20 protein-coding genes and 2 pseudogenes are annotated in these 22,737 nt (G+C 57.7%); 15 read left to right on the forward strand and 7 right to left on the reverse strand.

Annotated features, from left to right (window positions below):
* Nucleotides 1–279: 279 nt before the first annotated feature.
* The 3 genes from BRA42_RS01230 to BRA42_RS01240 all read right to left on the reverse strand — a co-directional run bounded on the left by BRA42_RS01230 (nt 280) and on the right by BRA42_RS01240 (nt 1,992).
* Nucleotides 280–459 carry a hypothetical protein gene (locus tag BRA42_RS01230; RefSeq protein ID WP_292406941.1) on the reverse strand — a complete coding sequence of 60 codons (180 nt, stop codon included), beginning with the start codon at nt 457–459 and terminating at the stop codon, nt 280–282.
* Between the two features lie 150 nt (nt 460–609).
* Entirely contained in the window at nt 610–978 is a 369-nt protein-coding gene (locus tag BRA42_RS01235) for a hypothetical protein (protein ID WP_292406937.1), read from the reverse strand.
* 57 nt (nt 979–1,035) lie between these two features.
* Nucleotides 1,036–1,992, reverse strand: coding sequence for a methyltransferase domain-containing protein (locus tag BRA42_RS01240; RefSeq protein ID WP_292406935.1), 957 nt, complete (start codon nt 1,990–1,992; stop codon nt 1,036–1,038).
* Nucleotides 1,993–2,459: 467 nt separating this feature from the next.
* On the opposite strand from BRA42_RS01240, the gene BRA42_RS01245 reads away from it, so the two are divergent.
* On the forward strand, nt 2,460–3,098 hold the full coding sequence (locus BRA42_RS01245; protein WP_292406933.1) for a type 1 glutamine amidotransferase family protein: 639 nt from the start codon (nt 2,460–2,462) through the stop codon (nt 3,096–3,098).
* 123 nt (nt 3,099–3,221) lie between these two features.
* Nucleotides 3,222–3,650 carry a Fic family protein gene (locus BRA42_RS01250; protein ID WP_292406929.1) on the forward strand — a complete coding sequence of 143 codons (429 nt, stop codon included), beginning with the start codon at nt 3,222–3,224 and terminating at the stop codon, nt 3,648–3,650.
* 114 nt (nt 3,651–3,764) lie between these two features.
* On the opposite strand, the gene dnaJ is transcribed toward BRA42_RS01250, so the two are convergent.
* From dnaJ to BRA42_RS01265, 3 genes are read right to left on the reverse strand one after another with little or no spacing between them, the layout of a single operon-like run.
* Entirely contained in the window at nt 3,765–4,922 is a 1,158-nt protein-coding gene (gene dnaJ / locus BRA42_RS01255; protein WP_292406926.1) for a molecular chaperone DnaJ, read from the reverse strand.
* 5 nt (nt 4,923–4,927) lie between these two features.
* Entirely contained in the window at nt 4,928–6,769 is a 1,842-nt protein-coding gene (gene dnaK, locus BRA42_RS01260) for a molecular chaperone DnaK (RefSeq protein WP_292406923.1), read from the reverse strand.
* A gap of 4 nt (nt 6,770–6,773) precedes the next feature.
* On the reverse strand, nt 6,774–7,283 hold the full coding sequence (locus tag BRA42_RS01265) for a nucleotide exchange factor GrpE (RefSeq protein WP_292406920.1): 510 nt from the start codon (nt 7,281–7,283) through the stop codon (nt 6,774–6,776).
* A 283-nt stretch (nt 7,284–7,566) separates the two neighbouring features.
* Between BRA42_RS01265 and purH the strand changes: the two genes are divergently transcribed.
* The 9 genes and pseudogenes from purH to BRA42_RS01310 all read left to right on the forward strand — a co-directional run bounded on the left by purH (nt 7,567) and on the right by BRA42_RS01310 (nt 18,413).
* The gene (gene purH / locus BRA42_RS01270) at nt 7,567–9,051 is read left to right on the forward strand and encodes a bifunctional phosphoribosylaminoimidazolecarboxamide formyltransferase/IMP cyclohydrolase (protein WP_292406917.1); all 1,485 of its coding nucleotides are present in this window, start codon (nt 7,567–7,569) and stop codon (nt 9,049–9,051) included.
* A gap of 841 nt (nt 9,052–9,892) precedes the next feature.
* Nucleotides 9,893–10,441, forward strand: coding sequence for a DUF4013 domain-containing protein (locus BRA42_RS01275; protein ID WP_292406915.1), 549 nt, complete (start codon nt 9,893–9,895; stop codon nt 10,439–10,441).
* Nucleotides 10,442–10,589: 148 nt separating this feature from the next.
* Nucleotides 10,590–11,264 carry a DUF4013 domain-containing protein gene (locus BRA42_RS01280; RefSeq protein WP_292406913.1) on the forward strand — a complete coding sequence of 225 codons (675 nt, stop codon included), beginning with the start codon at nt 10,590–10,592 and terminating at the stop codon, nt 11,262–11,264.
* Nucleotides 11,265–11,348: 84 nt separating this feature from the next.
* Nucleotides 11,349–12,861: pseudogene (locus BRA42_RS01285) on the forward strand (2-isopropylmalate synthase).
* On the forward strand, nt 12,833–14,509 hold the full coding sequence (ilvB, locus tag BRA42_RS01290; RefSeq protein ID WP_292406910.1) for a biosynthetic-type acetolactate synthase large subunit: 1,677 nt from the start codon (nt 12,833–12,835) through the stop codon (nt 14,507–14,509). The pseudogene BRA42_RS01285 and the gene ilvB overlap by 29 nt, the downstream one beginning before the upstream one ends.
* Nucleotides 14,506–15,009 (forward strand): acetolactate synthase small subunit, encoded by a 504-nt coding sequence (gene ilvN, locus BRA42_RS01295; RefSeq protein ID WP_292406907.1) that lies wholly within the window; start codon nt 14,506–14,508, stop codon nt 15,007–15,009. Before ilvB ends, ilvN begins: the two co-directional genes overlap by 4 nt.
* A gap of 205 nt (nt 15,010–15,214) precedes the next feature.
* Nucleotides 15,215–16,801, forward strand: coding sequence for a sodium:solute symporter family protein (locus BRA42_RS01300; protein ID WP_292406905.1), 1,587 nt, complete (start codon nt 15,215–15,217; stop codon nt 16,799–16,801).
* A gap of 99 nt (nt 16,802–16,900) precedes the next feature.
* Entirely contained in the window at nt 16,901–17,221 is a 321-nt protein-coding gene (locus tag BRA42_RS01305) for an ArsR/SmtB family transcription factor (RefSeq protein ID WP_292406902.1), read from the forward strand.
* A 7-nt stretch (nt 17,222–17,228) separates the two neighbouring features.
* Nucleotides 17,229–18,413, forward strand: a complete 1,185-nt coding sequence (locus BRA42_RS01310; RefSeq protein WP_292406898.1) for a radical SAM protein — start codon at nt 17,229–17,231, stop codon at nt 18,411–18,413.
* Nucleotides 18,414–18,844: 431 nt separating this feature from the next.
* Here BRA42_RS01310 and BRA42_RS01315 read toward each other — a convergent pair whose 3' ends face one another.
* A complete protein-coding gene (locus tag BRA42_RS01315; RefSeq protein ID WP_292406895.1) occupies nt 18,845–19,207 on the reverse strand; it encodes a hypothetical protein in 363 nt (120 codons plus the stop codon).
* A gap of 328 nt (nt 19,208–19,535) precedes the next feature.
* Here BRA42_RS01315 and BRA42_RS14465 point away from each other — a divergent pair, with 328 nt between their 5' ends.
* From BRA42_RS14465 to BRA42_RS01335, 4 genes and pseudogenes are all read left to right on the forward strand, one after another.
* Nucleotides 19,536–19,946, forward strand: coding sequence for a transposase (locus BRA42_RS14465; RefSeq protein ID WP_342770378.1), 411 nt, complete (start codon nt 19,536–19,538; stop codon nt 19,944–19,946).
* Nucleotides 19,874–20,380 carry an IS5 family transposase gene (locus BRA42_RS01325; RefSeq protein WP_292407007.1) on the forward strand — a complete coding sequence of 169 codons (507 nt, stop codon included), beginning with the start codon at nt 19,874–19,876 and terminating at the stop codon, nt 20,378–20,380. Before BRA42_RS14465 ends, BRA42_RS01325 begins: the two co-directional genes overlap by 73 nt.
* Nucleotides 20,381–20,559: 179 nt before the next feature.
* A pseudogene (locus tag BRA42_RS01330) lies at nt 20,560–20,709 on the forward strand (transposase); the annotation flags it as partial.
* A 69-nt stretch (nt 20,710–20,778) separates the two neighbouring features.
* On the forward strand, nt 20,779–22,167 hold the full coding sequence (locus BRA42_RS01335; protein ID WP_292406890.1) for an ATP-binding protein: 1,389 nt from the start codon (nt 20,779–20,781) through the stop codon (nt 22,165–22,167).
* Nucleotides 22,168–22,737: the final 570 nt, after the last annotated feature.

Consider the following 22,737-nt stretch of genomic DNA (forward strand, 5'->3'; position numbering starts at 1 on the left):
TGAGGTGTTTCGGGATCACCTCACTATGAGCAGAGAAAAAAATCGAATCCTGGATTTTTGTTTCATTTCTGCTTCCTCCGTTTCTTTCCATTGCATGAAGGCATGATCCGGACCTTCATCATTCCAGAAGTTGCAGTATCATGCTGCAGGTAGGGTTCAACAGAGTTTTGTCGCTTGGTGGGCCCGTCCTTCTACTTTGTCCCGGGACTACCCGGGGTTGTCCACGAGCGGAGGCTTTCATTTACTTTTATTTATGTTTATCGGCGTCTCTACCCGCCTCTATGTCTTTGGGTCCTTCGGCGCAACTGCATCGAGGAGATCCGGTATGGCGGTGGTGTCATCCCGATACCCGTCAGATTGCAGAGGGATGTACTGCGGTATATCGCCGGGATTGAGGTGTTCAAGAAAGATCACTTCGATATGAACGCCATGAACACTTGCCGCCACGGTTCGCTGCATAGGTACATACCTCCGGAAGGACGAACCGGGCCGCGATATCTCGTGCTCGTTGTCACCTCTTTTGCGACGGACGGGAAGTTGCGAGAACTCTGTACAGACTTTAAATCCGTTAATTATTGGATTTACACGGGATTTCGGGGTGCGCCCCCTTCAGCACTCGACGCCCCGCTTCCTGAGTTCCTCCGACTTCTTCTTCGAGCATGCCTCGCACCGGAACTCGGGCGCCGGGTCGTCCGATTTGTCGTAGTTCTTCGCCCTGACCAGGCGGTAGCCCCGGGCGACCGTTCCGCAGTCCACGCACCGGACCTCCTCTTTGACCTCCCACTGAGCGGCGAGCGTCTCGGAGGTGAAGATGAACCGGTCGACCCAGAAGAAGATGAGGCCGCCGATGAGGTTTGCGACGATGGTGGCGGCGAGCGCTCCGAGACCCGCGAGCCAGTAGAGCACGACGGCGAGGATCGGCGTCGAAAGCTGCCACCGGATGAGGTAAAGGCCGTAGCGCTTAAAATTTACATTCACCTATAAAATTCAGCGCGGCCCCACTTAAAACCGGGGTCCGTAACCTTGCCGGCATCGTCAGGAGAGCACCAGTATCCGGCGGGTCAGGCTCCTGTGCACCCGCTGCTCGTGCTCCTGCAGGACGGTGAAACGGCGGGCGGCGATTGCCGCGATGTCGCGATGCGTGACGACGACCGCGCGTCTCCCGGGCCGGAGGATGCGCCGGATCTCGGCAAGCGAACCATCGTAGAGCCGGTCCATGCTCTCTGCACGGATCCGGACCGACTGGCCGTAGGGGAGGTCCGTCACGACCGCATCGAGGGCATGGTTGCAGATCGGGACCGCCGTGGCGTCGGCGATCATCACGTCCGACCCCGGGAGGTTCTGCCGGTAGCCGGCAACCATTGCGGGGTCGAAGTCGCTCCCGAAGACCCGGGCGCCGACCTCCCGTGCCTCAAGGAGGATGCCGCCGGTACCGCAGAACGGGTCGAAGACCACCTCGCCGGGCAGGACCAGGGAGATGTTCACGAGTGCGCGGGCCATCCGGGGCATCATCACGCCGGGATGGAAGAACGGCCGGCGCATGGGGTTCCGGGCCTCGAAAGCCCCCCGGTCGATCTTCAAAATGACGCGGCCGAAGTAGCAGCGGTCCCCCGATACGACGGCACGGTACTCTTCGACGGGCTCACGGAGCGAGACCGGACCGGCGATCAGGCTCCCGATCAGCCGTTCCAGTTCAAGGTGCGCAGCGTCCATCCCGCTCCCCTGGACCGTCTTCACCCGGCCCGCAAACGGTTTATCGGTCCGGATGGCGAGATGGCGGAGGAGGGCTGCGAACGCCTCCCGCGTGGGCTCGCACTCTCCGAGGTACTCCATCACCACATGCGTCAGGGCAAGGCGTCCGGTGGCCTCCGGGTCCGGACACTCGGCGACCGCGACCTGGGGGACCCGCCGCTCGAGCACGGTCCCCACGCACTCCAGTTCCGCGACCGGGAGGTCGGGGTGCTCGCCGGAGAGTTCGAAGAGCAGCTTCATTCCCATGGTATTGGGGTGCGAGGGGGATAAAGCGGGAGGATGGGGGGGCGAAGTTCTTCGAGGACTGGATACTTGGGGATTGTGAACCTTGCATCCCTGGTCGGTTGGACTTGAAACCTGGTGGACTATCGGCTTCCCGGAAACATCAGGTGGTGCGAGGAAAAAGCCCCGTGAAGTGGACCGTGGGGGCTATCGCATCTGGGGGGGTGGGGGCAAAGACTACATTTTGTACTGTTCCAGCAAACACATCTTACCGCCGTCCCTATCTTGGGCTCATAAGACAGTTTTCAAGGGAGATCGTCAAGCCGCTTGCAGGGACGAGAATCTAAATACAGTGAAAATTCACTGGTGTATTATTAAAAAATCAAGAGGAGGAATATCCATGTTGAAAAATCCCCAAGCGGGAGTTTGTGTCCATACTATTAAGAGGCGGCGAATTAGAAACACAATGAAAATGGAGGAAATTTATGTTTACAATCTATGTTTACGTTCTTGATACTTTAGCCGACTGGGAACTGGGGTATGTTATTTCGGAGCTGAATTCTGGTCGATTTTTCAAAAAGGGCGAGCAACGTGTATCGCTCAAAACGGTTAGTTATTCTAAAGAGCCAATCAATACAATGGGCGGGATGACAATAGTGCCCAATTGCTTAATTGATGATATTGTTGTGAGTGAAACAAGCATGTTGCTATTACCGGGCGCAGATACATGGAACGACCCAAAGCATGGCGCTATCATCGAAAAAGCAAGCGAATTTCTCTCTTTAGGCGCTACGGTGTGTGCAATCTGTGGGGCTACCGCTGCGCTTGCCAACTTTGGGCTATTGGATAAGCGTCCGCATACCAGTAATGGACCGGGATTTCTTGAAATGGTTTCTCCTGGTTATAAAGGGCAAAGTTTCTATATAGATAAGCCATCTGTAGCGGATAACAACCTTATTACTGCAAGTTCCACCGGAGCTTTGTTGTGGGCGAAACAAATTATTGAGCATTTAGGTGTTTTTCAATCAAACACACTGGAGTCTTGGTATGAATATTTTAGTACCGGTGAGCCTAAACATTTCTTTGCCCTCATGCAAACTTTGCCGTCTAGCAATGAAAACTGATCCACCTTTGTCATAAACAGAACGGGAACATAGACCATATGGGATGTCTAACAAACAATCTTGAAATTTACCCGCCGCGCAAAACGAAAAAAGAAAAAATCGTTGTTCGGTGGGTAGTTAGTTGTGTCCGAATACTGTTTTCTCGTCCCCGATGAGATGCGTGCTCTCATCGGGTGGTACCGGCAGAATAGAGGACATCTGAATCCATTCGAACTCACCATATTACTCCACACAAAATTTGAGATGATCCATCCGTTCGTCGATGGAAACGGACAGGTTGGACGAGCGTTGATGAATCTAATCCTGGAACGATCCGGTTATCCAACGCTCTACCTGGGTTTAGAACACCGGTCGGCCTACCTGAACGCGCTCGTGAAGGTGGATGAGGGGGACTATGCGCCAATCATCGAGACACTGTATACTATTTACAAGGAGCAGCACGGGCGTATCACAAAAGGGGTCAGGCAAAAACTTTCCGATGGAAACAGTGGCATTCAGGAGGAAAACGCCAGGATCATCCGGCAGTTCGGTGAACTGAAGAAAAAGGTTTGATACCCGATCGAGTAATCACCCGGAGTGCAGGAGCGACGACCCGGGTTCAGATCCCGACCGGAGCTCACAGCACAACGGGCTCAAAAAAGCAAACCGTTGAAGTAAGGGAACCCCTCACTTCACCGTCTCTTTCATCTTGTCGACGACATCCTGAAAGAATCCCTTGCCCTTCTTCGCGCCCTTCGCGGAGGGTTTGTTCCCTTCGATCTCAAGCAGACGGCGGTAGAGTTCGCGCTCCTCGTCTGAGAGGCGCGTGGGCACGACGATGTGAACCCGCACCAGCATATCGCCGGGTTTCGTCTGCCACCGCACCCCTTCGCCGGATATCCTCAGCCCGGTGTTGTCCTGCACCCCGGCCGGGATAGCGAGGGCGACGGTACGCCCGTCGATCGTCTGCACCTCCACCTCGGAGCCCAGGGCCGCCTGGGCGGGGGTGATGTCGACAGTCGTCTCCAGGTCGTCGCCGCGCCGGGTAAACTTCCGGTGTTGCGCGACGCTGATCTCGATGTAGAGGTCCCCCGGCGGCGCACCGTAATCGCCGGCGTCGCCGTAGCCCTCCATCCGGAGGCGCATACCGGTGTCCACGCCCGGCGGGATATGGACCTTCACGGTCTGCCTGGCCCGCCGGTGCCCGCTGCCGCCGCAGACCTTGCACCGGGACTCGGGTATCTTCCCCCGTCCGCCGCAGGCGGTGCAGGGCGTCATCCGGACAAAACTCCCGAAGATGGACTGGCTCATCTGCCGCATCTGGCCGCTGCCGCCGCAGGTCGGGCAGGTGACGAACTTCTTCGTCTCGCTCCCCGAACCGTCGCACGCAGGACAGGGCTCGATATGGTCGAGGCTAATCTCTTTCTCGGTCCCGAACACCGCCTCTTCAAGCGTCACCCGCATCTTCATCATGAGGTCGGCCCCGGGGCGCGGACCGGAACTCTGCCTGCCCCCGAAGCCTCCGCCGAAGAACGAATCAAAGATATCCCCGAATCCGGAGAAATCCGCGCTGAACCCACCGGAGAACCCTCCTCCGCCGGAGTACGAACCCCGGGACGCACTACTGTAGGCGTCGTGTCCCATCCGGTCGTACTGGGCGCGTTTCTGGGGGTCGGAGAGGACGCTGTAAGCTTCGTTGATGCCCTTGAACCTCTCTTCGGCCCCCGGCTCCTTGCAGACGTCGGGGTGATATTTCCGTGCCAGGTCCCGGTAGGCTTTCCTGATCTCCTTATCGTCGGCGTCACGCGAGACGCCGAGGATATCATAGTAGCTGTCCGGACCCATCGCCCTCACTCTTTGTCTTTGACTTCGTAATCGGCATCAACGACGGTATCATCCTTTTTCTTTTCCGCCCCTTCCGCCGCTTTCTGCTGCTGGGCGGCCTGCTGCTGTGCCTGCTGGTATATCTTCGTCGTGACCGCATATACCGCTTCGGTCAGGGCGTCCATCTTCTGCTTGACGGCGTCGAGATCGTCCCCTTCAAGTGCCTTCTTGAGGTCGGCGATCGCACCCTCGATCTTCTCCCGCTCTGCAGCATCGATCATATCCTTCGCGTCTTTCAGGGCCCGTTCGGCGGTGAAGATGGCGGTATCGGCGCTGTTCCGGAGGTCAATCTCCTCATGCTTCTTCCGGTCCTCCTCCTCGAACTTCTTCGCGTCGTCCATCATCCGCTGGATCTCGGTCTCCGAGGGGCGGGAATCCTGCGGCTTGATGGTGATCGACTGCTCGTTCCCGGTGCCGAGGTCTTTCGCCGAGACATGGACGATGCCGTTTGCGTCGATATCGAACGCGACCTCGATCTGCGGGATGCCGCGGGGAGCCGGCGGGATCCCGGTGAGCTGGAACCGGCCCAGGGTGAAGTTGTCTTTCGCAAGCGCCCGCTCACCCTGCACCACGTGGATCTCGACCGATGTCTGGCCGTCGGCGGCGGTCGAGAAGATCTGGCTCTTCCTTGTGGGGATGGTGGTGTTGCGCTCGATCAGTTTCGTCGCGATACCGCCGAGCGTCTCAATGCCGAGCGAGAGCGGCGTCACGTCGAGGAGCAGGACATCCTTCGTCTCGCCCGTCAGCACGCCGCCCTGGATGGCGGCGCCGAGGGCGACGCACTCGTCGGGGTTGATGCCTTTGTCGGGCTCCTTCTTAAGGATCTTCTTTATGGTCTCCTGGACGAGCGGCACCCGGGTCGACCCGCCGACGAGGAGTATGTGGTCGATGTCGTCGGCGCTCAGTTTGGCGTCGGCGAGCGCCTGTTTCACCGGGCCGAGGGTCGACTCGACGAGGTCGGCGATGAGTTGCTCGAACTTTGCACGGGAAAGATCGAAGTCCAGGAACTTGGGCCCGCTCTCCGTCGTGGTGATGTAGGGAAGGTTGATGTTGGTCTTCTGGACTGTGGAGAGTTCGATCTTCGCGTTCTCGGCCGCGTCCCGCAGCCGCTGCATGGCGACCGGGTCCTTTCGGAGGTCGATGCCTTCCTTCTTCCGGAACTCCTCGGCAAGGTAGTCGACGACAAGTTTGTCGAAGTCGTCGCCGCCGAGGCGGTTGTTGCCGGCGGTCGCCTTGACCTCGAAGACGCCGTCGCCGAGCTGGAGGATCGAGACATCGAACGTACCGCCGCCGAGGTCGTAGACGAGCACCGTGGCTTCGCCTTCCTTATCGATGCCGTAGGCGAGGGCGCTCGCGGTCGGCTCGTTGATGATCCGGAGGACCTCGAGGCCGGCGATGGTTCCCGCGTCCTTCGTCGCCTGCCGCTGCGCGTCGTTGAAGTAGGCGGGCACCGTGATGACGGCCTTTGCGATCTTCTCGCCCAGGTACTCTTCCGCGTCCAGTTTCAATTTCTGGAGGATCATCGCGGAGATCTCCTGCGGCGTGTAATTCTTTCCCTCGATGGTTACCTTCTCGCTCGTGCCCATCTTGCGCTTGATCGACTGGATGGTGCGGTTCGGGTTCGTGATCGCCTGCCGTTTCGCGACGTTGCCGACCAGCCGCTCGCCTTCCTTGGTGAACGCTACGACGGACGGGGTGGTCCTGCCGCCCTCGGCGTTGGCGATGACCGTCGCCCGCCCGCCTTCCATGATTGCCATGCATGAGTTGGTTGTTCCAAGATCGATACCGAGAATCTTTTCCGAAACCATGTGTTTATTCCTCCTTTCCTTTAGATACGACAACCTTTGCGCATCTGATGACCTTGTCCTGCATACAGTATCCGCGAACGGCCTCGTCGATCACGGTGCCTTCCTTTGCATCTGAAGGAACGTAGGCTATCGCCTCGTGCCGTTCAGGGTCGAAAGGAAGGCTGCGGCATTCGATGGGTCTGATGTCGTGCCGCTCAAGGATGGTCAGGAAGAGCTTCTTAATCTGCTCCATCCCTTCCTTGAGACCTGTGCCCTCGACCTTCTCCGCCCGCTCGAAGTTGTCCACGACATCGAGCAACTCCACCGCGAAATCTTCGATGGCAAACGCCGTACGGGCGTCGAGCTCCCGGGCCATTCGCTTCCGGTAGTTGTCGAAATCGGCCGCAAGACGCAGATAACGGCTATTAAGGTCGTCATATGCTTTTTGCAGCTCTTCAAGCGCCGGAGATGCTGCATCCGCCGTTTCAGCGAGATCCTGTTGCTTCTCGTTTGGTTCGGATGTATCCTCCTTCATACGCCTAACCTGCTTTTAAAATGATGGGTTTCTCGTGTTTGATTATTTATTGTAATGTAGTTCTATATATTATTAACTGATGTCGCAGGTATCCGCCCATTTTAATGGGTCGAATCACCCATCCGGAACCCTCCCACGAGTATTCTTCCGACGCTGCGCGGATCGACGGGTGAGGCATCGGGATCTCCGCAATCCGGACGCCAACGTATCCCGGTGGGAAAAACATGGCCAATCGAGCAGGCGGCGCCAAATATATATCCCTTTATCCCGCTCACATGTAACCATGAAGTGGGCACTGCTGTCTGTCTGGGATAAAACCGGCATCGTCGATCTTGCAAAGGTGCTCGTCGAGCATGATTATCGTCTCCTGAGTTCCGGCGGCACCGGGGCGGCGCTCGCGCAGGCGGGGGTTCCGTTTACCGAAGTCTCCGCCTACACCGGTTCGCCGGAGATGATGCACGGGCGGGTAAAGACCCTCCACCCGAAGATCCACGGGGGCATCCTCGGGCGCCGGGGTATCGACGACGCCGTTATGCAGGAGCACGGCATCGAACCCATCGACCTTGTGGTGGTGAACCTCTACCCCTTCGAGACGATGAGCGGCAGGGGACTCTCGCTTGATGAGACGATCGAGTACATCGATATCGGCGGTCCCGCGATGGTGCGGGCGGCGGCAAAGAACCATAAGTACGTCGCGGTCGTGGTGGACAGCGCCGACTACGGGATGGCGGCGGACGCCGTCAGGAGAGGCGGTTTCTCGGCTGAACAGCGACAGGCTCTTGCTGCAAAGGCGTTCGCCCGGACGGCGGCATACGACGGCGCAATCGCGAACTACCTGACCGGTATCGACCGGCCGTTCCCGGAAACCCTCACCCTCCAGTTCCGGAACGGGCGGACGCTCCGGTACGGCGAGAACCCTCACCAGGCGGCGGCGGTCTACGGAGATGCCGGCATCGCCGCGGAGCAGCCGCTCCAGGGAAAGGCGATGTCCTACAACAACTACCTCGACGTCCATGCCGCGGTCGGCCTGCTCCGGGAGTTCGACGACTGCGCCGCAGTCATCGTCAAGCACAACAACCCCTGCGGCGTGGCGACGGGCGGGGAACTCCTTCCGACCTACATCGCCGCCCGTGAGGTCGACCCGGTCTCGGCCTACGGCTCCATCGTCGCCCTGAACCGTGAGGTGACGGCGGATGTCGCCCGGGAGCTCATCGGGACGTTCGTCGAGGTCGTGATCGCCACGTCGTACGCCCCGGAAGCGCTTACGATCATGAAGGCCAAGGAGAACATGCGGGTGCTCCGGCTCCCGGAGCCGGTCGTGCAGGACGAGATCCGGAGCATCGACGGCGGCGTTCTGGTCCAGAGGACGGAGCCCTACCGCGAGAACTGGCGGGTCGTGACCGAGCGGGAGCCGGACGCCCACGAGATGCGGGCGATGGAACTCGCCATGAAGGTCTGCAAGCACACGAAGAGCAACGCCATCATCTTCGCGAACGAAACGGCAGTACTCGGGATCGGCGCCGGGCAGATGAACCGGGTCGAGTCCGCCGAGATCGCGGTCAAGAAGGCCCGGAGTTCTCTTGCCGGCTCGGCGGTCGCCTCGGACGCCTTCCTGCCGTTTCCCGACACCCTCGAGGTCGCGGCGGCGGCGGGCGCGACGGCGCTCGTTCAGCCGGGAGGCTCCATCCGCGATAAGGAGGTCATCGACGCGGCAAACCGGGCGAACGTTGCGATGGTTTTCACCGGGGTGCGGCACTTCCGGCACTGAGGCCCGCCCCGGGCCCCTTTTTTTTATGCGCAGTCCCGTTTGAATCGATCATACCTGCCTTCACCCCCGCAAGATAAATAAGGGTGTATATGAAATATGAAATAATGTCGCGCGACGAAACGGATTCATACAGTTACAAGGGTTGGCTGGTATCGGATAGCTTCTTTAAACGTGCATTTGCGGTATTTGGATACAATCTCGTTGCGGGTATTATAATCTGGTTTTGTTTATTCGTTCTCTTCATGTTATTTGCAGTGATTGCTGCGTTCATATTTGGAATGGCCGCTTTGTAACGGGTACAGAGGCAGCAACCTCTTTATTTTTCCGAGAATCCGCCGATCCTCTTGCATGTAGAGCACCCCAACATGAACCTGAACGCCCGTTGCGAGAGAATTACCGTTATAACATATCTGCAATAATTTATTATACGGTAATTCCTGCCCGAAGCAGGATAACCGACCTCCGGGGGAGTCGTCGAAGCAGGAGGCCGCGCACCGATGAGCACAGGGTAGTTCACGTCCCCGCTCCCCCCTCGTTGACGGAGTCTTGGGTGCCTTAGGGCCGCGGTACCTCCGTCTCTGCCGGAGTATGTGGACATCCTTGCCTGTTTTTCACAACAATCTCGGATGAACACCTGAATTTAAACAATACGTTTATATCCGGTTTTCTCACACTTACTCGTAGGTGATATACCTATGGACTATGGTAATGTAATCTCAAGGTCGTTTGAGTACGCCAAAGATGTCTGGTTGGAAAGTGGCTGCGATGGATTGCACTGATCATCCTGTCGATCATTCAGGCGTTCACGCTCTTCCTGGTCCCGCTCTTCAGCGGCTACATAGTGCGGGTCCTCTCCGGGAAGACACCGGCCCCCGAGATCGATCAGTGGGGCAAGCTCTTCGTCGACGGATGGAAACTGAACATCATCGTGCTAATCTACGCACTCCCGGCGATCATCGTCTTCCTGGTACTCGGCGGAGTCGGTCTCCTCGGCATCCTGGCAAACGAAGCAGCCGGCGGCGATGCGGCAGCGCTGGGTGCCGCTGTGCTGAGTCTCCTCGGAGGCTTCCTTCTCGCAGGGCTCGTTGCGATTATTGTTGGGTTCGTCGCCCTGTTTGCCGTACTGCGCTTCGCCCACACGGACAGATTCGGTGAGGCGTTCAACTTCGGTGCGATCTTTTCGCACATCGGCAAACTCGGCTGGGGAACCTGGATCATCGCGGTCATCGTTCTCCTTGTCCTTGCGTTCATCTACGACCTCGTTGTCGGTCTCATCATCCTGATCCCCTTCCTCGGCTGGATCATCGCTCTCTTCCTCAACGTTGCGTTCGTCGTCTTCTACACCCGTTACCTTGCCCAGGTCTATGAGGAAGTGCCTCCCCCCGCGTAAAACCGGGATAACCCTTCTTTTTCTTTCAAACGGAACCATTTTCTACCCCGGTCGTTCTTCCCCCGTACGGGCTTTTCTCCTCTGCGAACAAAACAGCGCGTTTATCCCCGTAAACGGTAGATCCTTACCGGAACATACAGTGATATCCATGGACTCCTTACGAATGCTCAGCGATGCCTTCGACTACACGAAGGAAGCCCTCTGGGGCAGGTGGGTCCGCTGGCTCCTCCTGATCGTCAGTACGATCCTCTTCCCGTTCATCTGCGGCTACACCGTCCGGGTCATGAGCGGCGCAAAGCCCGCCCCCGAGCTCAAAGGCTGGATCGGGCTTTTCGTCGACGGCATCAAACTGCTCGTCATCACGGTCATCTACGCCATCCCGATCTGGGTCATTGCGCTCGTAGGCTTTGTCGCGTACTTCATCCCGGTTTCGGCGACGACGACTCCCGGGCCCGGCTCCGGATCGGGCCTCGGCCCTGAGGCGGGCATCTTTGTAGCCATCGCCCTCTTCGTCGTCTTCATCGTCCTTGCCGTCGTCGTCGGCATCCTTTCGACCTTTGCGATGGTCCGGTTCGCCCGGACGGGGAGGGTGGGCGAAGCATTCCGGTTCGGCGCCCTCCTCTCCCACATCGGCAGGGTCGGGTGGCTCGACGTCTTCATCGCCCTTCTCATACTGGGCATCGTGGTCGCGGTGGCACAGTTCATCCTTCTCCTGATACCGGTTCTCGGTGTGCCGCTCCTGTTTATTCTCATGCCGGCGTTCATCATCTTCACCTACCGCTACATCGCCCTCGTCTACGAGAGCGCCCCGGCGTCGGCGTAGAGTCCTTTCCTCTTTTTGCCGCCCCGGCTGCCCAACCTTTAAGTACTGTCGCCTCCAACCCTCTGGTGGTGAAACCCACTATGAGTGATTGCTTTATTTGGTGAATCGATCCGCTTTTTTGACACAACGCTCCGGGACGGCGAACAGACACCGGGTGTCTCTCTCACGCCGGCCGAGAAGCTTGAGATTGCAACGCACCTCGCCGATATCGGCGTCCACGTCATCGAGGCAGGTTCTGCGGCCGCGTCCGCAGGAGAACGCGAGTCCATTCGCTCAATCGCCGACGCCGGGCTTGCCGCCGAGGCTTGCACCTACGTCCGGGCTCTCCCCGGCGATATCGACCTCGCCGCCGACGCCGGCGCCGACTCCGTCCACCTCGTCGTCCCGGTAAGCGACCTCCATATCAGCAAAAAACTCCGCAAAACCCGCGAGCAGGTCTGTGATATGGCCTGGAGCGCCGTCGAGTATGCGAAGAGCCGGGGGCTCATCGTCGAGCTCTCCGGGGAGGACGCGTCCCGCGCCGACCAGGCGTTCCTTGCCGAAGTCTTCAGGGAAGGAGTCGAGCGGGGCGCAGACCGGCTCTGCTTCTGCGACACCGTCGGCATCCTCACGCCCGAGCGTGCGGCCGCGGTCGTCCCGCCGCTCCTCTTCGCTCCGCTCTCCATCCACTGTCACGACGACCTCGGCTTTGGGCTTGCAACCACCGTCGCCGCCCTTCGTGCCGGGGCGTCCTGTGCTCACGTCACCGTCAACGGCATCGGGGAGCGGGCGGGAAACACCGCCCTCGAAGAACTGGTGATGGCGCTCGAGGTGCTCTACGGGGTCGATACCGGGATCGCGACCGAGAAACTCTACCCCCTCTCGACCCGCGTCGCCCGGCTGACCGGGGTGCCGCTTGCGACCAACAAGCCCATCGTCGGCGAGATGGCCTTCACCCACGAGAGCGGCATCCATGCCCACGGGGTGATGCGGGACGCAAGCACCTACGAACCGCTCCAGCCCGAACGAGTAGGAAGGCGTCGTCGCATCGTCCTCGGGAAACACTCCGGGTCGGCGGCGGTCGAGGCCGCTCTTCACGACATGGGGTATACCCCCGACAACGCGCAGCTTGCGGAGATCCTCGCCCGGATCAAGCAGGTCGGGGATGCCGGGGTGCGGATAACCGACGCCGAAGTCATGACGATTGCCGAGACCGTGATGGCAATCGAGTTTACGCCCTGCATTGAACTTCGCCAGTTCACCACCGTCTCCGGAAGTAACGCAATGCCGACCGCCTCGGTGACGCTGCTCGTCAACGGCGAAGAGGTGACCGGTGCCGCGGTCGGGACCGGGCCGGTGGACGCGGCGATCCGCGCGCTTCAGCGATCGGTCGCCGACGTCGGCAGCGTAAGACTTGATGAATACCGCGTGGATGCCATAACCGGCGGCACGGATGCCGTCGTTGATGTATCGGTGAAACTCAGCAAAGACGGTAAGACCGTCACCTCGCGGGGCGCGAGAACCGACATCATCACGGCGAGCGTCGAAGCAGTTATCGCCGGGATGAACAGATTACTCAGGGAAGAGCAATGAAGACCGGAGCCAAGACTCTGATTGAAGCGCTGCAGCGCGAAGGGGTGGACACCATCTTTGGCTACCCCGGCGGCGTGGTTTTGCCGATCTACGATGAACTCTACGATTCGTCGATCCGGCACATACTGGTAAGGCATGAGCAGGCAGCGGCGCACGCGGCCGACGGCTACGCGCGTGCAAGCGGCCGCGTAGGGGTATGCCTTGCCACCTCCGGTCCCGGCGCGTGCAATCTTGTCACCGGTATCGCGACGGCGTATATGGACTCTATCCCCGTCGTGGCACTCACCGGCCAGGTGCCGACCGGCCTTCTCGGAAACGACGCATTTCAGGAGTCGGACATCACCGGGATCACGATGCCGGTGACGAAGCACAGTTACCTGGTGAAGGACGCCGCCGATCTCGACCGTGTAGTCCAGGAGGCGTTCTATATCGCGCGAACGGGCCGTCCCGGCCCGGTGCTGGTCGATCTCCCTAAAAACGTCAGCACGGGCGAAGTGAAGAGCGCGAAGACCGCCCCCGCTCCGGTCTCCCTCCGGGGCTACCGGCCCACCTACCAGGGGCACGTCCGTCAGATCGATAAAGCGCTCGATCTCATCGCGAGAGCCGAGCGGCCGCTCGTCTACGCCGGCGGCGGGGTGATCCTCTCGGGGGCGTCGGCCGAACTCCTCGAGTTCGTGGAGGCCGCTGCTATCCCGGTGACGACGACCCTGATGGGGCTCGGCGCCGTTCCCGGCGACCACCCGCTCAACCTCGGGATGCTCGGGATGCACGGCACCCAGTCCGCGAACTATGCCGTCACGGAGTGCGACCTCCTGGTCGCCGTCGGCGTCCGGTTCGACGACCGGGTGACGGGCAAGATCGAGACCTTCGCGCCGAACGCCGCGGTCATTCACATCGACATCGACCCGGCGGAGATCGGGAAGAACAAGAAGGTCGACGTCCCGATCGTGGGCGACGTGAAAACGGTGCTCCAGGCCTTGATCCGGCGGATGCAGAAGCACGGCGATACGGCGAACTGGGTCGCCCGGATCAACGCCTGGAAGGCGCAGTACCCGCTCCAATATCGCGACGATGACCATCTCCGCCCGCAGTACGTCGTCCGGGAACTCTCCGACGTCCTGAACGGGGAGGGGATCATCACGAGCGAGGTCGGCCAGAACCAGATGTGGACCGCCCTCTACTACTGCTTCAGAAAACCCCGGACCTGGATCACGTCCGGCGGCCTCGGGACGATGGGCTACGGGTTCCCGGCAGCCATCGGCGCCCACTTCGCCCGGCCGGATGTGCCGGTCGTCGACGTCGCCGGCGACGGGAGTTTCCAGATGAACATCCAGGAACTCGGGACGGTGGCGCACTACGACATCCCCGTCAAGGTCGTGATCTTAAACAACATGTACCTCGGCATGGTCCGGCAGTGGCAGGAACTCTTCTACGACCGCCGCTACTCTTACACCGAGCTCCCGCCGGTGGACTTCGTGAAGATCGCAAACGCCTACGGGGTCGAAGGGATCCGGGTCGAGGAAAAAGACGGCGTCCGGGAGGCTCTGGAGGCTGCGCTCGCCGTCGACGGGCCGTTCGTCCTGGACTTCAGGATCGAGCGGGAGGAGAACGTCTTCCCCATGGTCCCGGCGGGGGCCGCCATCAACGAGATGATCGGGGTGCGTCAGGGATGAAGCCGCATACGTTGAGCGTCCTCGTCGAGAACCGGGCGGGCGTCCTCAGCCGTGTCGCCGGGATGTTCTCGCGCCGGGGGTTCAACATCGAGAGCCTCGCCGTCGGGACCTGCGAGGAGCCGGATATGAGCCGGATCACGATCGTGGTGAACGGCGACGATGCCGTGATCGAGCAGGTCATGAAGCAGACCAACAAACTCATCGACGTCATCAAGGTCTCGGACCTGACGGAGCGGGAGAGCGTGGAACGGGAGCTCGCCCTCATCAAGGTGACCGCCGAGCCGGGCACCACCCGCGCCGAGATCCTGCAGATCGCCGATATCTTCCGGGCGCAGGTGGTGGACGTCGGGACAAGGACGCTGGTGCTCCAGGTGACCGGGGATACGGAGAAGATCGACGCACTGGAGAAACTCCTGCACCAGTACGGCATCAAGGAACTCGTCCGCACCGGTAAGATCGCTCTCCTCCGCGGCGCTAAGACCGTCAAAAGTTCCAAATAACTCCCTTTTTGTGCTGGATGCTCATAGGTCCCGTCGGGACGGCCTCCCGGTCTTATACGATTGTGTTATATGTTAACATGTCACACACTAACCTAATATGTTCTTTGGATTACCCTTCCATACGGCCCTCATCGTGGGCAGTGTGACCCTCGTTGTCGTCATACTGCTCGCCCTCTGGGGGCTCAGGTTCAGGGAGGCCGCTTGAATGGCGGACCTCCTCACGCTCGGCATGATCGTGCTCTATTTCGTCGTGCTCGTCCTTATCGGAGGCTGGACTTCGCGGAAGATCCACAACACCGAAGACTACATCCTCGCCGGCAGGTCGCTCGGGTTCTGGGTCTTCACGCTCCTGATCGTCTGCTCCATCTGTAGCGGCATGAGTCTCCTCGGCGTCAGCGGGTTCGGTTATACTTCGGGCTGGCCGGGGATATGGGAGCAGATCTTCGTCCCGCTCGCGGCTTCGTTCTGCATCATCTTCTTCGGGGTGAAACTTCACACCATCGGGAAGGAGCGGGGGTATATGACCATCCAGGACTATCTCGCGGACCGGTTCGAGAGCCCGCGGGCGCTCCGGGGTCTCTCCGCCGTCTCAGGCATCGTCGTCTCGCTGATCTACCTCGTCGGGCAGTACGCCGCGATCAGCATCGTGCTCGTCTGGCTCTTCGGTATCCCGCACTGGCAGGCGCTGCTCATCTCCGGGATCATCGTCACCGCCTGCACGGTCGTCGGAGGGCTCTACGCCGTGTCATGGACGGGCCTCTTTCAGGGCGGCATCCTGATCCTCGGCGTACTCCTGATGGCCCCGCCCGTCATTGCCAGCGCCGGCGGGCTCGCCCACATCAATACCGTGCTCGCCGGGGTCGACCCGAACTTTATCGAGCCCTGGTTCCCGAGTCCGGCATACGCTTCGTACGCCTATACGACGCCCGAGTTCCTCGTCTCGTTCGCCGTCCTCCTGATGGTCGGCCTCGCCTGTGCGCCGCACGTCATCAACAATGTTCTGGCCGCAAAAGAGGACCGTTACTTCAAGTGGGCGCCGCTCATCGCGTTCGGCATCTACGCGGTCGTTATGTTCCTCGTAAAATTCGTCGGGTTCGCCGTGCGGTCGCTCGTCGAGGAGGGGAAACTCGTGCTCCCCCCTGCCGTAAACGCCCAGGACTATGCCTTCATAGCGGGCGTCGAGTATGCCCTGCCGAATGTGGCGTTCTGGGCGCTCTTTGCGGTGATCGTCCTTGCGGCGGTGATGTCCACGACCGACCGGCTCATGCTCACCGTCGGCACCTCGTTCGCATGGGATATCTACAAGAACATCCTCCGGCCCTCGGCGTCCGATAAAGAGGTGCTCCTCGTCTCGAAGGTCGTGATTGTCCTTGCGGCCGCCGGCACGCTCCTGCTTGCCATCAACCCGCCGCCGATGCTTGCGTGGCTGATCTGGATGGGTATCGGGGTCATGCTCGCGACGTTTGCGGTCCCGCTGCTCGCCGGGCTCTACTGGCGCGGCGCCACGGGAGAGGGGGCGGTCGCGAGCATGGCGACCGGGCTTGTCGCGTCCGCTGCCTTCGGTTACTGGCACCAGTTCGTGGCGCCGCTCCCGGTGCACTTCAGCCTCTACGCGCTCGTGTGCTCGCTTCTGGTCATGGTCGTCGTGAGCCTTCTCTCCACCAGGAACTCCGAGACCGCACTCGACAACACCCGAACCGGCTGGTATATCCAGTCGCCCGTTCGCTCTCCGCGGGTGGAGAGTCCGGGTGAGACCTTGTTCGTCGAGCAGGAATCTCACCGTCAGCAGTGACGGCGAAACGCTCCCGGCCCCCCGGGGCAATCGTTTTTTTCATCTTCGTGCGGTCCCGAATCTCCGGGTTCCCTACAAAGTCTATATCTCTATAATCAAATGCTTATACACACATGGACGACTGCAACGGACACCACCGGGACGATGGGCGTCTCCGATCTTGCCGGAAGACTCGGCATCTCTCAGCCTGCCGTTTCGCAGCACTTAAAAACACTGAAGAGCGAAGGGTTCGTGACGTCCCGGCGGGAGGGGTTTCACGTCTACTTTTCGTTCAACCGCGATCGGCTGGCACAGTCCCCGCCCCACATGATGCCGGGAGCAGAGGGACGGGGCCGATACCGGCACCCGGACCTCGCGGTTGCGGACATGGAAGCCCGGCGGCGATGGAAAGACACACTCCCGCCGGAACCGAGGGCGTGACAGGTCCATGAAAGACAGCAACCAATACCGGGAGGCGTTCAACGCCACGATCAGGGAGACCCTCTCCCAGGCAGTCCGGATCATAGCAGCAGTTCCGGCCCTCGCCATCCCTGGCGCCGCCATCCTGCGCCGCCAGCAGAAAGCGGTAGCGGTGCGGAAGCGCTACGAGCGGGAAGGCCTCCTTGTCCCGCCGGTGATGATCGTGAGCATCACCTCGCGCTGCAACCTCACGTGCGCGGGCTGCTACATGCACGGGCGGGGCGGCGAGAACCTGAAAGTCGAGATGACCCCGGAGGTCCTCGCATCGGTCGTGAGCGAGGCCGCAGGGCTCGGGGTCTCCGTCATCGTCCTCGCCGGCGGCGAGCCTTTTATCCGGCAGGAAGAGATCATCAATGTGGCAAAGGCCCACCCTCAGGTGCTCTTCCCGGTCTTCACGAACGGCCTTCTGATCGACGATATGGTTGCCGGGGCGATCGCGGTGTGTCCGAACGTGGTGCCGATCATCAGTTTCGAGGGCTTCCGTGAGCATACCGACCGGCGGCGGGGCGGCGGGATCTATGATCGGCTCCTCTCGGTCTGCACCCGCTTAAAAGATCGCAACGTCTTCTTCGGCTGCTCCGTGACCGCAACACGGGAGAACTTCGAGGAGGTCACGGGTGTTGCATTCGCCCGGGAGATGATCCGGGCCGGTGCCCGGGCCTTCACGTTCGTCGAGTACGTGCCGATGACGCCCGGCACGGAGGACCTCGTCCTGACCGACGAACAGAAGAAGACCCTGCAGACCGTCCTTTCGGACTACAACAGGAAGTTCCCGGCGCTCTTCCTCGGCTTTCCCGGGGATGAGGATACCTACGGCGGGTGTCTTGCCGCGGGCCGGGGGTTCGTGCACGTCAGCCCGTCCGGCGACCTCGAACCCTGCCCCGCGGCCCCCTACTCGGACGCGAACCTTACGGTCGTGCCGCTCAAAGACGCCCTGCAGTCCCGGCTGCTCAACCGGCTCCGCGAGACGCCGGAGGTACTCACGGAGTCGAGCGGCGGATGCGCCCTCCGGGCGAACCGTGCTTGGGTCGAGGACCTCATGGGCAGGGAGGGGTCTCCTGCCGGATTTTTGGGGATACGCGTGGTGCAGGACGTTCCGAAAGAGGGGATGACTGCCGTAGCGATGGAGCACGGCGATGAACCGGAGAGGTGAAGAACGTGCCGCAAGATCCGCAACGCCGTCGGGTGGTCGGCGCTCTGCCTCGCCGCTGACACCGGCCGTTGCCTCGAAGATGCTCGCGGGTTGTCCGATGGGCCTTGATCCCCGCGGCATGGTCCGGGAGAGGAGGACGGGTGCGACAAGAGGCTGCATCGGGGATTGCGGGTCAATTCGTCATCTTATCCGTTTGAGATGTACCTACCGCGACATGCGCCCGCGGGATAACGAAGGAAAGAGCAGAACTCTGATCTGCTCCACATTGCATAAGAAATATGGAAGAGAAAGTAGTTATATTTTTTCAATTTATAAATATAATTGTATATCGGTTGGTTGGAGGGTTCGCAATGTGAATGAACAGTTTATATAAAGCTTGGAATGTGCTGATCGGATTCAGCAGATTAGGTAGTAAGTAGCTCGGTGGCGAATCAAATTTTCTGCAGAGGCATAATGCCCCCCGTCAAGAGTTGTCCATTGTTATATAGGAAATGAGCTTGTTTTTTAGCACCCCATCCATCGCGAATCTCTGCATCGTACGTGTTTTTCGCTACTTTTACCCATTTGCCGTGATACGTCCCAAACTGACCAGACTCCGTGAATGTACCATCTGCATTGAACTGAAAAGTGAGTTCGTCTGGAGAGGATGCGTACCATTTTCCTACGATCGATTCATCTTGTGCTTTTACAGAAGTTGGAGTAGAACTTATTTGGGAGCATCCTGCTGTAAAAATTATAACAAGTGCACAGATAGAAACATAGGTAAAAAAATGGAAATTTCTCATATATATCATCCATCTGGTTCGAAGTCATGAGTCATAAACTTGTTGGTTCTGACCTTGGGCCTTTCTATTGTGCCCTCTATTCCTTTATTGTCTTAACGTCCGCGAATAGATTCCTATAAATTTTCAGTCTCCTCATCCACATCTGGGGTTCCGGGATACTTCTTCGCACAGTGAAGCCTGGATTCCTGGAATATATAACGGGTTAAATAACCTGCCGTATTACCATCCTTTAAATCCTAATCGCCCTTCAAATCAAGGTGATAGATCTATTCATCGTTATGTGTTAGCACGAGGTCACCCCACAATTATATTGGGCCTTGAATAAAACCCGGAGAGCATGGCATTCCGGGAAATCGATGACGAATTCTGGGCAATCATTGAGCCGCATCTCCCTCCTCAGAAACCTCATGTCGGGCGACCCCGAACCGACCATCGGGCGATGTTCAACGGGATTCTCGATGTCCTGACTATCGGTTATACCTGGAGTGACGTCCCTCGACAATACGGCACGAAATCGACGGTACATCGGTTTCACCTCTATCTTGCCGAACAAAGCATTTATCAGGACATGTTCCTCGACCTTCTCCGATCGGGCTATGAGATCCGAAAGACACGGAAAATCAGAGATTTTCCTGACAGGAAACTGCAGAGCAGTTTCCGTGTCGATCTCACCCACTGTTCCACCGATACCAAGGATATCCCGGCCAAAAAAGGGGATCGATCGGTTATGATGGCTATAAGAAAGTAAAAGGGAACAAGCTAAGTGCTCTGGTCGATCGGAACGGTCTTCCTCTTGCCTGCACCGTCTTCCCGGCAAATATCCATGATTCCCAACTCTATGAACCAACTGTTGAAGCGTTTACGATTCTGGAGATGCAGGTGCATCCCACGATCATCTCCGCAGATGCAGCCTACGATGCCCAGAAGATCCGTCAATACAACCAGAGACGAAGGATCAGGAGGAATATCCCGACCAACCCGAGATCCCGGGCACACTCGAAGCGGGGAAGGCCACGCCGGTTCGATCCGATACTGTATAAAGAAAGATGGGCTATTGAACGGTTCTACAGCTGGATTGAGGCGTTCAAGAAGATTGTTCCACGTTACGAGCGGTATGAGCACTCATTCCTCGGGTTGATCCACCGGGCATGTGCCAGCATGATCTGGAGGGTCATGGGATGACCTCGCAACCAGAGGGAAACAGGAAATGGGTGTTCCAGCCAACGGAGAAAAAAACTCCGGAAGTTCTCGGATACCAAAATCCAAAGACATTCACACCTCAAACTTGATGCGAACCCATTTCTTGACAGGGAGTATTTCTTGGAAGGGGTGAGGATGGCAACACCCTCTCCCTATTCGGCCGGGGCAATAAGGAGTTGAAACGGAGAACCAAGATAGTTGGGGTGTTCCCAAATGAAGAGGCACTACTCAGATTGGTCGGATCCATTCTGATGGATGTAAACGAGGAGTGGGTCACCGGCAGAAGGTATTTGACCGTGGAGAGGGAATGATCAGACAAGGAGACAGGGCTCAGACAAATTACAGAAAATATGAAACGTTGCCCAGCGGAGTTCGATAGCATGATTAAAAAGTTTGACCTCAATATAGAAAAAATACTGGAAGATTGGGAGATTTATCATGCCTTAAGAGAAATAATTGCCAATGCTATCGATGAGGAGTTACTGACAAAATCTGAAGAGATTGAGATCTTTAAAGATGATGGGAACTCATGGCATATTCGAGATTATGGAAGAGGGATTAACTCTGAGCATCTAACTCAAAAAGAAAATGACGAAAAAATTAAAAGCGCTCACACCATTGGAAAATTTGGCATCGGCTTGAAGGATGCTCTTGCAACCTTTGATAGAAAAGGTGTAAAGGTCTCAATAAAATCGCGTCACATCAACATGACATTAGAGAGAACCAATAAACATGGTTTCGCTGATATTGTCACTTTGCATGCGAATATAACTCCTTCGTCAGATAAGGGCTTCAAAGGAACAGAGTTTATATTAAAAAATTGTCCGGATATAGAGATTGAAAAAGCAAAAAATCTGTTTTTACGCTTCTCTGGTGAGAAAATATTAGAGGAAACACCAATTGGACAGGTTCTCGAAAAGGAGTCTGAGACTGCATGGATATATATCAACGGGGTACAGGTTGCGCAGGAAGATAATTTCCTCTTCTCCTACAACATTACTGAGTTAAATCAAACCATTAAAAAGGCGCTAAATAGAGAGCGAACAAACGTAGGACGAACAGCATACACGGATCGGGTTAAAAGCATCCTTAAAAAGTGTCAGAGTGAAACGGTTGCACGTAAACTGGTAGATGATCTGAGTAGATATGATACCGGAGGGCAGCATGACGAACTAACCTGGACTGATATAGCTGTTCATGCATGCAAGCTCTGCAACGAACGTTCTAGAGTCGTCTTCTTCACGTCTGAAGAGGTGATTTCTTCACCAAATCTGGTAGATCGAGTTCAACGAGACCAGTATGAGGTAGTTGTACTTCCTCAAAACATCAAAAAGAAGATCAGTGGTAATACAGATCTTTCTGGCAACCCGATCAGGGATATTGAACAATTCACCAGAGACTGGAATGAAAGTTTTAAATTTTCTTTTGTAACCGAAGACCAGTTAAAGCCCGGTGAGTTGCGGGTTTATAAACAAACAGATAAAATCCTGTCTCTTATCGGAGGGAAACCGGGAGATGTAAAAGATATATTGATATCTAAGACTATGCGCCTCGATAAAGAGACCTACTATGAGGTTGGTGGATTGTGGGAGCCCCAAGAAGGAAGGATTGTAATAAGATATGATAACCTGAAAGATCTCGGAAGTTATGCCGGGATTTTACTTCACGAGGTTGCTCACGCAAGAAGCGGGGCGACCGATTGTACAAGAAAATTTGAGAATGAACTTACTGACCTCCTTGGAATAGTTGTCCAGCAAACAATCGGCTAACCCATTCAGCACGCACCTTACTGTATGCTATCTTAGAAAACATATTCCGGGTAGCATTGATTCCCTGTTGAGGCGGATGGGAGCGGCTCCACGCCCTGAGATGATGGGCATATCAGAGTTCTCCAGGGGCCCTCGGACCCCTACTCTGGAGAGGATTCCTGGGGATGCCTCCCCGCCTCCAGGCCAGGAGGCTCTTACCTAATCCTAGGGACCGATATCAACCTCTTCAGAGCGGTTATTGGTCAAAGGCCTTCTCGAATCACCCTCAATGCGAACCCATATCTTGACAGGGAATATTTCTTGGAAAGGACGGAACGCATAAAACAACCAACACCCAGAGACGAGACCAGAGTAACCTTTGTTACGTTGCCGCCCCAAACAGGATAGCGGAATGCGCGAGCCGTATGCGCTGAAAGGCGCACGTACGGTTCCTCCTGCATTCCCGCCGACTCATAACGAGTCACATTCAAACAGGCTGCACTTCAGTCAAAATCCACAACAGAATGAATTTCGTTGGCGGATACAATCATGCTCGTTATGTGTAACGCATAACGATGAATAAATCTATCG

The organism is Methanoculleus sp. UBA374 (assembly GCA_002508705.1).
Classification (GTDB): Archaea; Halobacteriota; Methanomicrobia; order Methanomicrobiales; family Methanoculleaceae; genus Methanoculleus; species Methanoculleus palmolei.

Coding starts and splice junctions, on each gene's coding strand:
- purH (WP_292406917.1), top strand. CDS start 7,567: ATGAAGTGGGCACTGCTGTCTGTCTGGGATAAAACCGGCATCGTCGAT.
- BRA42_RS01265 (WP_292406920.1), bottom strand. CDS start 7,283: ATGAAGGAGGATACATCCGAACCAAACGAGAAGCAACAGGATCTCGCT.
- BRA42_RS01280 (WP_292406913.1), top strand. CDS start 10,590: ATGGACTCCTTACGAATGCTCAGCGATGCCTTCGACTACACGAAGGAA.
- ilvB (WP_292406910.1), top strand. CDS start 12,833: ATGAAGACCGGAGCCAAGACTCTGATTGAAGCGCTGCAGCGCGAAGGG.
- ilvN (WP_292406907.1), top strand. CDS start 14,506: ATGAAGCCGCATACGTTGAGCGTCCTCGTCGAGAACCGGGCGGGCGTC.
- BRA42_RS01245 (WP_292406933.1), top strand. CDS start 2,460: ATGTTTACAATCTATGTTTACGTTCTTGATACTTTAGCCGACTGGGAA.
- BRA42_RS01240 (WP_292406935.1), bottom strand. CDS start 1,992: ATGAAGCTGCTCTTCGAACTCTCCGGCGAGCACCCCGACCTCCCGGTC.
- BRA42_RS01300 (WP_292406905.1), top strand. CDS start 15,215: ATGGCGGACCTCCTCACGCTCGGCATGATCGTGCTCTATTTCGTCGTG.
- BRA42_RS01315 (WP_292406895.1), bottom strand. CDS start 19,207: ATGATATATATGAGAAATTTCCATTTTTTTACCTATGTTTCTATCTGT.
- BRA42_RS01335 (WP_292406890.1), top strand. CDS start 20,779: ATGATTAAAAAGTTTGACCTCAATATAGAAAAAATACTGGAAGATTGG.
- dnaK (WP_292406923.1), bottom strand. CDS start 6,769: ATGGTTTCGGAAAAGATTCTCGGTATCGATCTTGGAACAACCAACTCA.
- dnaJ (WP_292406926.1), bottom strand. CDS start 4,922: ATGGGTCCGGACAGCTACTATGATATCCTCGGCGTCTCGCGTGACGCC.
- BRA42_RS14465 (WP_342770378.1), top strand. CDS start 19,536: ATGGCATTCCGGGAAATCGATGACGAATTCTGGGCAATCATTGAGCCG.
- BRA42_RS01305 (WP_292406902.1), top strand. CDS start 16,901: ATGCTTATACACACATGGACGACTGCAACGGACACCACCGGGACGATG.
- BRA42_RS01230 (WP_292406941.1), bottom strand. CDS start 459: ATGCAGCGAACCGTGGCGGCAAGTGTTCATGGCGTTCATATCGAAGTG.
- BRA42_RS01310 (WP_292406898.1), top strand. CDS start 17,229: ATGAAAGACAGCAACCAATACCGGGAGGCGTTCAACGCCACGATCAGG.